Annotated in this window: 10 protein-coding genes, 1 tRNA gene and 1 pseudogene; 7 read left to right on the forward strand and 5 right to left on the reverse strand. The window is 73.8% G+C overall.

Annotation, left to right across the window (positions count from 1 at the left end; genetic code table 11):
• The 5 genes and pseudogenes from GE300_RS16695 to rlmB form a co-directional block, all read right to left on the reverse strand.
• Positions 1-1,343 (reverse strand): annotated as a pseudogene (locus GE300_RS16695) (hypothetical protein); the annotation flags it as partial.
• Between the two features lie 219 nt (positions 1,344-1,562).
• Positions 1,563-2,867, reverse strand: a complete 1,305-nt coding sequence (locus tag GE300_RS16700; protein ID WP_154448142.1) for an O-acetylhomoserine aminocarboxypropyltransferase/cysteine synthase family protein — start codon at positions 2,865-2,867, stop codon at positions 1,563-1,565.
• Positions 2,868-3,271: 404 nt separating this feature from the next.
• A complete protein-coding gene (locus GE300_RS16705; RefSeq protein ID WP_154448144.1) occupies positions 3,272-3,730 on the reverse strand; it encodes a YHS domain-containing (seleno)protein in 459 nt (152 codons plus the stop codon).
• Between the two features lie 65 nt (positions 3,731-3,795).
• A complete protein-coding gene (locus tag GE300_RS16710) occupies positions 3,796-4,113 on the reverse strand; it encodes a hypothetical protein (protein ID WP_154448146.1) in 318 nt (105 codons plus the stop codon).
• A 5-nt stretch (positions 4,114-4,118) separates the two neighbouring features.
• Positions 4,119-4,979 (reverse strand): 23S rRNA (guanosine(2251)-2'-O)-methyltransferase RlmB, encoded by an 861-nt coding sequence (gene rlmB / locus GE300_RS16715; RefSeq protein WP_154448148.1) that lies wholly within the window; start codon positions 4,977-4,979, stop codon positions 4,119-4,121.
• Positions 4,980-5,027: 48 nt separating this feature from the next.
• On the opposite strand from rlmB, the gene GE300_RS16720 reads away from it, so the two are divergent.
• The 7 genes from GE300_RS16720 to GE300_RS16750 all read left to right on the forward strand — a co-directional run bounded on the left by GE300_RS16720 (position 5,028) and on the right by GE300_RS16750 (position 11,421).
• Entirely contained in the window at positions 5,028-5,471 is a 444-nt protein-coding gene (locus GE300_RS16720; RefSeq protein ID WP_154448150.1) for a GNAT family N-acetyltransferase, read from the forward strand.
• A gap of 71 nt (positions 5,472-5,542) precedes the next feature.
• A tRNA-Tyr gene (locus GE300_RS16725) sits at positions 5,543-5,626 on the forward strand.
• A 338-nt stretch (positions 5,627-5,964) separates the two neighbouring features.
• The gene (locus GE300_RS16730) at positions 5,965-6,918 is read left to right on the forward strand and encodes an aminotransferase class IV (RefSeq protein ID WP_154448152.1); all 954 of its coding nucleotides are present in this window, start codon (positions 5,965-5,967) and stop codon (positions 6,916-6,918) included.
• Positions 6,919-7,045: 127 nt separating this feature from the next.
• Positions 7,046-8,230, forward strand: coding sequence for an MFS transporter (locus GE300_RS16735; protein WP_325063288.1), 1,185 nt, complete (start codon positions 7,046-7,048; stop codon positions 8,228-8,230).
• On the forward strand, positions 8,227-9,390 hold the full coding sequence (locus GE300_RS16740; RefSeq protein ID WP_154448156.1) for a thiolase family protein: 1,164 nt from the start codon (positions 8,227-8,229) through the stop codon (positions 9,388-9,390). Before GE300_RS16735 ends, GE300_RS16740 begins: the two co-directional genes overlap by 4 nt.
• Complete coding sequence (locus GE300_RS16745; RefSeq protein ID WP_154448158.1) at positions 9,387-9,779, forward strand: Zn-ribbon domain-containing OB-fold protein; 393 nt, start codon at positions 9,387-9,389, stop codon at positions 9,777-9,779. The genes GE300_RS16740 and GE300_RS16745 overlap by 4 nt, the downstream gene beginning before the upstream one ends.
• Positions 9,757-11,421, forward strand: a complete 1,665-nt coding sequence (locus tag GE300_RS16750) for an AMP-binding protein (protein ID WP_233417119.1) — start codon at positions 9,757-9,759, stop codon at positions 11,419-11,421. The genes GE300_RS16745 and GE300_RS16750 overlap by 23 nt, the downstream gene beginning before the upstream one ends.
• The last annotated feature ends 29 nt before the right edge of the window (positions 11,422-11,450 follow it).

An 11,450-nucleotide genomic window follows, 5' to 3' on the forward strand; every position in this document is an offset into this window, starting at 1 on the left:
GGACGAGCGCGCGCGGCAGGAGCTGATGGCGGCGCTGGCGCCCAGCGACCTGGCGCTGACCCGTTCCGACGCGCCGCCAGCCGCGGTCCCGCGGGCGCCGTGCCGTCCGGGCGCGCGCGACGGGTCAGCGCGGCCTCGGCGCCGGGCAGCCGGGTGTCGCTGGCGCCGGGTGCCCTCGGCGGCGCGGCCAGCGCCGCAACCAGGTCCCGGGCGCTGAGCCGCGGCGCGGCCGGATCCCGGCGCAGCGCCGCCAGCACCGGCGCGGCCTCGGCCGGTGCCGCGGTCCTTGTCAGCCCGGCGCCGGCGCTGCGCGGCGCGGCGTGCGGCGGGGTCTGCGCGGGCAGCGAGGCGCGGGCGTCGACGATGGCGAGGGGCTGCTCGGGCTGCGGGATCTCGGTCAGCGGCGGATCGGCCAGCAGCCGGATCTGCCCCAGCGCGGCCAGCTCCGACCGGGCGTCGGCCGCGGCCGCGGCGCCGGGCCCGGCGGGCACGACCGGCGCCAGCCGCGCCGCTTCGTCGCGCGGCAGGGTCGGAGAGGTTCCGGGGGCAGGGGCGCCGGGGGTCGCGATCGCCGCGGTCAGCGCCACCGCCGGCGGCGCTTCGGCGCGGCGCGGCGGCGAAGCGTCCGGATCCGCCGCGGCGGCGGGCGTCGGCGCCGGCCGCGCCGCGGGCGCGGCGTACGGCGCCAGCGGCCGGTCCAGCGCCGGTGCGGCCTCGCCCGACAGCACCACCTGCTGCACCGCGAAGACCGGCGCCAGCGGCAGGTCCGATCCGGCGCCGCCGACCAGCGCCCAGAGACCGCCCGCGCCCAGCCCCAGCACTGCGACCGCGGCTGCCGCCGCGGCGCGCCGCGGCCAGTGGCCGGAGGCCGCGGCCGGGGTCGCCGCGGGGGCGTCGAACAGCGGCGCGCGGGCGCGGCCCGCCGGCGCCCGGCGCAGCGTGAACAGCCGCGCCTCGAAGCCGTGTTCGGCCAGGAAACCGTCGGCCTCGTCCAGCACGGTGCGCGGGATCGCCGCCCGCGGCGCCGCCGCACCCGTGAAGGGGCGTTCAGGCACCAGCGCCGGGTCGGCGGGATCTGCGGGGCGCAGCTGGTCCGCCGGCAGCCAGACCTCGACCGGAACGCGAAGCGTTCTCGGGCCGCCGACATGGGCGCGAAGCTGCGCCATCGCCTGGCCGACCAGGCCGACGTGCAGCGCCGCGTGGCCGTGCGCGTGCCAGCCGCCGAGGGCATCGCGCCGGAACAGCGTCACCCCGTCCTGCGACAGGTCCAGCGCGTGTTCCGGCCGCGCGTCGTCCGCCGCCACGCCGCCGCCCGTCTCGGTCTTGTCCGGCTGAGAAATCATCGCCCTGTCCCGTCCTGTTGCCTGCCCGGCGTGCGCATCCGTCATGGCCGCTGCGTCCTTGCGGGCGGGGGCCGTACTGGCCGGCCCGCCCGGTGCGCCGCGTTGCTGCCCGCGTCGCGGCCAGCATAACCGCGCGCCGGTCCGAGCGCCATAGCCGGTCGCTTTGCCGCGGCCCGGCGGCGGGTTTCCGGCGCCCGCCGCGGCGGGCGCCGGACCCGCTCAGGCGGCGGCGTGGGTCGCCTTGGCCAGCGCCTGGTCCAGGTCGGCGATCAGATCGTCGGCGTCCTCGATGCCGATCGACAGCCGCACCACGTCGGGGCCGGCGCCGGCGGCCTCCTGCTGCTCGGGCGACAGCTGCCGGTGCGTGGTCGAAGCCGAGTGGATGATCAGCGAGCGGGTGTCGCCCAGGTTCGCGACATGGCTGAAGATCTCGACCGAATCGACCAGCCGGACGCAGGCGTCGTAGCCGCCCTGCACCGAGAAGGTGAACAGCGCCCCCGCGCCCTTGGGATACAGCCGCCCGGCCCGCTCGCTCCAGGGCGAGGACGGCAGCCCGGCGTAGGTGACGCCGGTGACGCGGGCGTCCTGCTCCAGCCAGGCGGCGACCTTCCGGGCATTGGCGACGTGCTTCTGCATCCGCAGGCTGAGCGTCTCGATCCCCAGCAGGGTCTGGAACGCGTTCATCGGCGCCATGGTCATGCCGAGGTCGCGCAGCCCGATGGCGATGCTGTGGAAGGTGAACGCCAGCGGCCCGAAGGTCTCGTGGAACTTCAGCCCGTGATAGGCCGGCTCGGGCTCGGTCAGCGACGGGTACTTGCCCGCCGCGGTCCAGTCGAAGCTGCCCGAATCGACGATCACCCCGCCGACGCTGGTGCCGTTGCCCGACAGGTACTTGGTGGTGGAATGGACGATCAGGTGCGCGCCCTGTTCGAACGGCCGGCACAGGTAGGGGGTGGCCGAGGTGTTGTCGACGATCAGCGGCACCTGCAGCGCGTTGGCCACATCGGCCACCGCCGGGATGTCGGTGACGTAGCCGCCCGGGTTGGCGATCGACTCGCAGAAGATCGCGCGGGTGTTGCCGTCGGCGGCGTTGCGGATCGCGTCGAGGTCGTCGAAGTCGACGAAGCTCGCGGTCCAGCCGAAGCGCTTGATGGTCTGGCTGAACTGGGTGACCGTACCGCCATAGAGCCGGGTCGAGACCACGATGTTGTCGCCTGGGCGCATCAGCGGGAACAGCGCCATGATCTGCGCCGCGTGCCCGGACGAGCAGCCGACCGCGCCGACGCCGCCCTCCAGCGTCGCCACCCGCTCCTGCAGCGCGCTGACCGTCGGGTTGGTCAGCCGCGAGTAGATGTAGCCGACCTCCTGCAGGTTGAAGAGCTTGGCCGCGTGCTCGGCGTCGCGGAAGGCATAGGCGGTGTTCTGGTAGATCGGCACCTGTCGCGCGCCGGTCGCCGGATCGGGACGGACCCCGGCGTGTACCTGCAAGGTGTCGAAGCCCAGTTTCCTGCTGTCGTCGGTCATGCGTTTCCCCATTGTTCGGTATCGCTGTTCAGGTACCGCAGACCCTAGTCAGCTTCGCCGTGCGGCGGAACCGGAATCCGCACCGGCGACGACCGGGCCGCAGGGGCACGCGCCGGGGGATCGTTGCGCTGCAAGATGGGATTCCGGTTCGGTCCGCACGGGAAGCGAGACGGAAAAATGCCCGGGACAAGCCCGGGCACCAGTCTGGAACGAGGGACAAAAGACCGGGCGCGCCGTGTGGATTCGCGCCCGATGCTGTTGATCTAGCCCGCCGCGCGCCTTCGGCAAGGCCGTGCGGGACGACCGGCGGACGGCGGCGCGGCGGACCCGCAGCCGTGCTTCGGCGCCGCGGGGCCGGGCCGGGGCGGGTCAGGCCGGGCGGGCCGGCGCCCAGGCCGCGCCGGTCAGAGGTCGCGCAGCGCCGGCCATTTCTCCTCGCCGAGCGCGATGTTGCCGCGGATATCCCCGGCCCAGCGATTCTGTTCGGGGATCGAGTAGTGCAGGTAGATCTTGCCGTCGATCAGCACCCACAGCGTCGGGTCGCTGATCCGCTTGAAGCCGCTGGCTACGCCCTGCGCGCAGTAGCCGCCGAACTGCGGCAGGTATTTCTGCGGCGCGGCACGGAATTTCGACAGATGATCGGCGCGGGCGAACAGCCAGGTGCCCTCCGGCGTCTTGAGCGCGTGCTCGAGCGAGCCGAGGGTCGCCTCCTCGAAGGTGAAGAACGCGACCGGGTCGTAGCCGCGGATCGCGTGCCCGCGGCCGTCCAGGTAGACCGGTTCGCCGTATTTCGCGCGCGCCGGGCCGGCGGCGACGCCGGCGGTGAGCAGCGCAAGCGCGCCGCGTCGGGTGAGTCGGGTCATGACGGACCTCTGGTTGCTGCTCGGGTTGCCCCGCGGGCGCAGCATACACCGGCGCGGCGGCCGGATCAGTCGAAAATGTCGTCGAGCGCGTCGAACACCTCTTCGACCATCCCGCCGAAACGCTTCAGCGGCGACTTGCGCCTTTTGCCCTTGGGCTTGCCGGCGTTGCGGGACCGCGGCGCGGGCGCGCTTACCGGGTCGGGATGCGGCGCGGGGCGGCGGGGCGAGGGCTTACCGGCGCGGCCCGCGGGCAGCGGCGTCATCTCGGACAGGTGCGCGCCGCAGGCGGTGCAGATCAGCTCGTGCCGCGGGCCCTTCGAGAAGTCCAGCACCGCACGGGTGCCGCAGTAGCTGCAGGTGGCGATCTTGGTCCGGTCGGGCATCTGCGTCAGCCGCCGGCCCCGCCGCGCGCGGCATAGAGCGACACCGCGGCCGCGTTCGACACGTTCAGCGAGCCGAAGCCGCCGGCGGCGGGAATCCGCGCCAGCCGGTGGCAGGTCTTGCGCGTCAGCTCGCGCAGGCCCGGCCCCTCGGCGCCCAGCGCCAGCGCGACCGGCACCTCGGCGGTGCCGGCCAGCGCCTGCTCCAGGGTCTGCCCGGCGGCGCCGTCGAGGCCGACGATCAGGTAGCCCATCTGGTCCAGCGCCTGCATCGCGCCGGCCAGGTTCGGCACCCGCAGATAGGGCTGGCGTTCGAGCGCGCCGGAGGCGGTCTTGGCCAGCGCCCCGGTCTCGGGCGCGGAATGGCGGTGCGGGGCGATCACCGCGCGGGCGCCGAACACCTCGGCCGAGCGCAGCACCGCGCCGACGTTGTGCGGGTCGGTGACCCGGTCGAGCAGCACCACGCGCGGCGCGGCGCCCTGCGGCGCGCACAGCTCGGACACCGACCCCCAGTCGAGCGGCGCGACCTCCAGCGCCGCGCCCTGGTGCACCGACTGCGGATCGAGCGGCGCGGGGAACCTGCGGGCGTCGGCCAGCTCCGGCGCGATCCCGGCCGCGGCGATCGCCTCGGCCAGCCGGTCGGCGGCGTTCCGGGTCACGATCAGCCGGAATCGCTGCCGCGCGGGGTTCACCAGCGCGTCGCGCACCGCGTGCAGGCCGAACAGCCACACGCGCTCGGGCTGGCCGTCGCGGCCGCGTTCGCGCTCGACCACCCAGGCGGGCTTCTTGCCGCCGGGTCGGTGGCCGCCGGGTCTGTGGCCGCCGGGTTTGTGGCCGCCGGGGGCGGGGGTGTTCGATTTTCTGGCCATGCTGGCAGCGACTTGGCATTCTGCGGAAGGGAATTCAAGGAATCTCGCATGATCCGCCACGCCCGCCTGTCCGACCTGCAGCAGATCCGCTATCTGGCGCAGACCCAGTTCGCGCCCTACGCGCTGCGCGTTCGCGGCCGGCGCGAGCCGCTGCGCGACGATCTGCGCAAGCTGGTCGAGGACGAGCAGATCTACGTCTACGTCCGGGACAACGGCGTGCGCGGCTTCATCATCTACCGGATCTCGGGGCCGGACGTGCACATCGAGGCGCTGGCGGTCAGCTACAGCTACCGCCGCCGCGGCGTCGGCCGGCAGCTGCTGGACGCGGCCGACCGCGAGGGGCTGAAGAAGCATTGCCGGCGGGCGATCTTCTACACCAACGCGCAGATGTTCGAGAACCTGGCCTATTTCCGCGGCAAGGGATTCACCGAGGTCGACCGGCGGTTCGATCACGGCTACGAGCGGATCTACATGGAGCGATATCTGCGCTAGGCAGGCCGCGAAAAAGCGCCCAATTCGCTATTGACCCCGCCCCGCCGCCTTCGTATTCACCGGGCCTCAGAGGGCGACGTGCTGCAAGGTGCGGCAGCGGACTGTAACTCCGCCGGGGAGACCCATGCCTGGTTCGATTCCAGGGTCGCCCACCATCTTCCCTCCGCAGACTTTCGTCCCGCCCCCGGCAGACCGTCATCGCGACGATCGGAAGCAGTGCCCGCCTCGCAGGCGGCGCATCATGCGCCGGTGCCCGCGCGGCGCGAGCGGCGGCGCTCGGGCTGCTGCGTGGCGAGTCCGCGCCCATGGACGCGGGTTCGACCCCGCCGGCGGGCACCGGCGGCCGCGACGTGCCGCGCTGGAATTCCGCCCGCATCGCGGTCTAGGCTCGCGCGTGGCCGTTCCGCCCGTCCGCCGCCCGGCGCCGTCCCGGCCATGCCGCCGTTTCACCATACCCGGGCGCGCCCGGGCCCGACCGATGGACATCGAGAACATGCAACCGGACACAGCGCACGGCCATACGACCCACGACGCCGAGGCCGACGCCCGCAACGAGCACATCCTGATATACGTCGACGGCGCGCTGGTGCCGCGCGACCGGGCGGTGGTCTCGGTCTACGATTCCGGCTTCATGCTGGGCGACGGCATGTGGGAGGGGATGCGCCTTTACGACGGCGAATGGGCGTTCTTCGACGAGCACATGGACCGGCTGTTCAATTCGCTCAGGGCGGTGTCGATCGACATCGGCATGGGGCCGGCGGAGATCCGCGGGAACCTCGATCGCACCGCGCAGGCGAACGGCATGACCGGCGACGCGCACTGCCGGCTGATGATCACCCGGGGCCGCAAGGCGAAGCCGTTCCAGCATCCCGCGCTCAGCCGCTTCGGCCCGACGATCGTCGCCATCGTCGAGCATTCAATACCGGCGCAGAGCCTCGCGCAGAAGGGCGTCCGCCTCGCCACCGTGCCGCAGGTGCGCGGCCTGCCCACCAGCCAGGACCCGAAGTTCAACAGCCATTCCAAGCTGAACTGCGTGATCGCCTGCCTGCAGGCCGAGCAGGCCGGCGCCGACGAGGCGCTGATGCTGGACCCGCATGGGTTCGTGAACACCACCAACGCCTGCAACTTCTTCATCGTGCGCCGGGGGCAGGTCTGGACCTCGACCGGCGACCACTGCATGAACGGCATCACCCGGCAGAAGGTGATCGAGCTGTGCCGCGCCGACGGCATCCCGGTGTTCGAGAAGAACTATTCGCTTTACGAGGCTTACGGCGCGGACGAGGCGTTCCTGACCGGCACGTTCGGCGCGCAGACCCCGGTGGCGGCGATCGACGGCAAGCCGATCGGCGGCGATGGCGGCGCGGGTCCGGTGACGCGCCGGATCCGGCAGCTCTACGCGGATCTGGTCGCGGCGAATGTCGCCGAACAGAAGGCGCGCCGGAGCTGAACGGCGCGCCGCCGGGACGGGCAGGGGCCCGGACAGGACCGCGCGGCGGCAGTTTCGGATAGCCAGGCGCGGCGGAATTTGGTAGTGATCAATTTGTAGTAACAAATTGGCGCAGAGGCGATCGCAGGTGAACGCCGTTCTCCAGACGACGGGCTGGCCCCGGGACCGCGGGTTCGTGGCGCGCCACGCGCTTGCCCAGCTGCTGCTGTGGTCGGCGTTCTACTACCTGCTGCCGGCGATCCTGCCGCGCCTGCTGGCCGAGACCGGCTGGTCCGCCGTCACGGTGTCGGCGGCGATGACCGCGGGCTTCGTGCTGTGGGCGCTGCTGAGCCCGCTGGCGGGGCATGTCGTCGACCGGGGCCGGGCGGCGCAGGCGATGCGGCTGGCCGGGGTGCTGGGCGCGGGGCTGTTGCTGGCCGCGGCGCTGGCGCAGGACATGCGGGTCGCGGGCGCGGCGCTGGTGCTGCTGGGCGGCCCGATGGCGATGACGCTCTACGATCCGTGCTTCAGCGTGATGATCCGGCGCTACGGCGCGGGGGCGCGCGGCGCGATCACCGCGGTCACGCTGGTCGCGGGCTTCGCCACGCTGCTGACCTTTCCGCTGGTGGCGGTGCTGGACGCGGCGGGCGCCGGGTGGCGCGGCACCATGATCCTGTTCGCGGCGGCGGCGCTGCTGGGGGTGGCGCTGCTGCCGCGCGAGGCTGCTGCCGCGCGCCGCACCGCGCAGCCGCAGCCGCAGCCGCCGGTCGCCGGCACCGGCCGTGCGGTGGCGCTGGGAACGGCCTTCGCGCTGATCATGTTCGGCCACGCGCTGCTGCTGTTCCAGCTGCCGGTGCAGCTGATGCGCGCCACCGGCGAGGACGCCGCGCTGCTGCTGCCGATGGTCCTGGGTCCGGCGCAGATCGCCGGCCGGCTGGCCTGGGAGGCGGCGCGGTCGCGGCTGCGGCTGGAGCGTGCCGCGCCCGGCCTGTTCGCGCTGATGCTGCTGCCGCCGGTGCTGCTGCTGCTGGTCGACGGGCTGGCCGCCGCGCTGGCCGCGCTGGTGATCCAGGGCGCGGGCTATGGCGTGCACACGATCCTGCGCCCGCTGCTGGCGGCGCACTGGCTGCCGGCGGCCGGCTTCGCCCGCCGGCTGGGCGTGATCGCGATGATCGGCCTGCTGATGATGGCGGTCGCGCCGCTTGCCGGGGCGTGGATCGCCGCCGGCTACGGCTTCGGCGGGCTGCTGGGGCTGGTCCTGCTGGCGGATCTGGCCGGGCTGACCCTGCTGCTCGGACTCGTCGCCGCCGCGCGCCGCGGCGCCTGGGCATGACCGGGGTGTCGCTTGCCGGCGGCGCGATGACGCCGTTCAACCGCCGCAAGGACGGCAGCTCCTACCGCGACTGGTGCGCCGAGGCATTTCGCGCCGCCCTGACCGACGCGCGGCTGGCCGCGCGCGACATCGACGCGCTGGTGATCGCCAGCGAGAGCGATTTCTTCTCGATGCAGCTGAACCCGGCGGCGCTGGTCGCGGACGAGCTGGGCCTGCGCGGCATCCGGCTGCAACGGGTCGAGGGCGGCGGCGCGAGCGGCCATCTGGCGGTGCAGGCGGGCGCGGCGCTGGTCGCTGCGGGGCAGGCGCGCCGGGTCGCGGTGCTGGGCTTCGAGGCCTCGGCCGCGCATCTGGACGGCGGCACGGTCGGCACGCTCTATTCGCTGTCCTACGACGCCTGGTCCGAGGGTGCGACCGGGATCGGCTCGGCGGCGATCTACGCGCTGTCGGCGCTGGCCTTCATGGCCGAGACCGGCGCGACCGGGGCGGATTTCGCGCGCATCGCCGCGCGCAACCGGCAGCACGCGCGGCGGAACCGGTTCGCGCACCTGGGGCTGGACGTGTCGGCGGCGGACGTGCTGGCGTCGCCGCCGGTGGCGACGCCGTATCGCCGGCTGGACTGCTCGCCGCTCAGCGACGGCGCGGCGTGCGTGATCCTCGGGCGCGGCGCCGACCTGCCGGGGACGGGGCGCGGCCGGGCGCGGCTGGCCGGCACCGGCGCGGCGAACGACCGGGTGCGGCTGGGCGACCGGCCGGCGCCGGGGCGGTTCCGGGCGAAGACCGACGCGGCGCGGCAGGCACTGGCCGCCGCCGGCTGCACCGCCGGCGACATCGGCCTGGCCGAGGTCTACGACAGTTTCTCGGGGGCGCAGCTGCAGGCGCTGGATGCGCTGGGCCTGGCCGCGGACGCGGTCGCGGCCGAGCGCGCCGGCCGCTTCGCCGCCGACGGGGCGCTGCCGGTCAACCTGTCCGGTGGGCTGCTGGGCCAGGGTGCACCGGTGGGCGCGACCGGCGTGGCGCAGGTGCTGGCCGCCGCGCAGCAGCTGGAGGGGCGCTATCACGGCGTCGCCCCGGCGGCGCCGCCGCGCTTCGCGCTGGTCGACACCCACGGCGGCATCGCCACGCTGTGCGCCGTCTCGGTGCTGGAGGCGCCGCGATGAAGCGCCGGCTGTGCCTCGACTACACGCTGCCGACCGGCCGGCTGAGGCCGCATTTCGAGGCGCTGGCGCAGGGCCGGGCGCTGGCCGCGCGCTGCGCGGACTGCGCGCGGGTGGCGTTTCCGCCGGCGCTGACCTGCGCCGCCTGCGGCGGCAGCGGGATCGACTGGGTGCCGCTGGCCGGCTCGGCGAAGGTGCTGCACCGCACCGACACGCCCGGCGCGGCCTTCGCGCTGGCCGCGTTCGACGGCGCCGCCGGCGCGGCGCTGGTGCGGCTGGCCGATGCCGCCGCCGCCGGTCGACGCGGGCAGCTTGTTCCGCCGAAGGACAACGATGCCGGCCTGTGGCTGGCGCTGGAGGAAGCCGAGGATGACGATGATAGCACTGGCTGACTGGACCGGGGACGCGCTTGCGGCGATCGGCCTGAGGCGCGGCGCCGCGGGGCTCGAGATCGCCGTTCCCGCCGACGCCAGCATTTATGCCATGACCGTCGGCCGGCAGATCGCCGCAGGGCGCGGCAGCGCCCCGGCGATGGTGTTCGAGCGCGCGGACGGAACGCTGGAGCACTGGAGCTTCGGGCAGATCGACGCCGCCGCGACGGCGCTGGCGGCGCGGCTGCGCGCCCTGGGGTTCGGCCGCGGGGACTTCATCGGCGTGCACACCGGCATGCGCCCCGAGACCGGCATCGCCCACATGGCGGTGTGCAAGCTGGGCGGCGTCGCCGTCACCCTGTCGCAGCTTTACGGCCCCGACGCGCTGGCCCACGCGCTGAACCACTGCCGCGCGCGCTGCCTGCTGACCACCGAGGCGGGCTGGTCGGACCTGCGCGGCGAGGCCGCCCGCCTGTTTCCGGCGCTGGAGCAGGTGCTGGTGGCCGAGAGCGCCGGCCCGGAGCAGGACCTGCGCGAGGTGCTCGCCGCGCCCGTGCCGGCGGGCTTTCGTCCCGACTACACCGCCGCCGACGACGTGGCGCTGCTGATGTACACCTCGGGTTCGACCGGCATGCCCAAGGGCATCCGGCACGGGCACCGGGTGCTGGCCTCCTATGTGCCGTCGATCAGCCTGTTCTTCGATCTGAGCCTGCACGACGCCGATGCGGTGTTCTGGTCGCCCTCGGACTGGGCCTGGGTCGGCGGGCTGCTCGACATGCTGTTTCCGGCCTGGCTGGCGGGGCGGCCGGTCGCGACCTCGGAGGCGCGGTTCAGGGCCGACTGGGCCTACGGCTTCATGGCGCGCCACAGGGTCACGCACAGCTTCCTGGCGCCGACCGCGATCAAGCGGCTGGCGCAGAGCCCCAACCCGCGCGAGGACCATGACCTGTCGCTGCGCGTGGTCTGCACCGGCGGCGAGGCGCTGGCCGCCGATACCCTGGCCTGGGCCGAGCAGCGGCTGGGCGTGGTCTGCAACGAGTTCTACGGCATGACCGAGGTCAACCACCTGATCGGCAACTGCGCCGCGCTGTATCCGCGCAAGCCCGGCTCGATGGGCGTCGCCTATCCCGGGCACACCGTCTGCCTGGTCGATGCCGACGGCAACGAGGTGCCCGACGGCGAGCCGGGCGAGATCGTCACCCCCGCCACCGCGCCGACCCGCTATCTGGGCTATCTGGACGCCCCCGGGAAGGACGCCGACCTGCGGCTGGGCCGCTGGCTGCGGACGCATGATCTGGCGGTGCGCGATGCCGACGGCTATTTCTGGTACAAGGGCCGTTCGGACGATCTGATCAAGTCCTCGGGCTTTCGCATCGGCCCGGCCGAGATCGAGGACTGCCTGCTGGCGCATCCGGCGGTGGCCGAGGCCGCGGTGATCGGCAAGCCCGACCCCGAGCGCGGCCAGATCGTCAAGGCGTTCGTCCGCACCGCCGCATCCGCCGAACCCGGCGCGGCGCTGGCCGAGGCGCTGAAGGCGCACGTCCGGGCGCGGCTGGCGGCCTACAAGGCGCCGCGCGAGATCGCCTTCGTCGACGGCTTCGAGATGACCTCCTCGGGCAAGATCAACCGCAGGGCGCTGCGGGCCGCGGACGCGGGCGCTTAGGATTTGACATTACAAATTTGTATGTACTA

This window comes from Halovulum marinum (assembly GCF_009697225.1).
Lineage (GTDB): Bacteria > Pseudomonadota > Alphaproteobacteria > Rhodobacterales > Rhodobacteraceae > Halovulum > Halovulum marinum.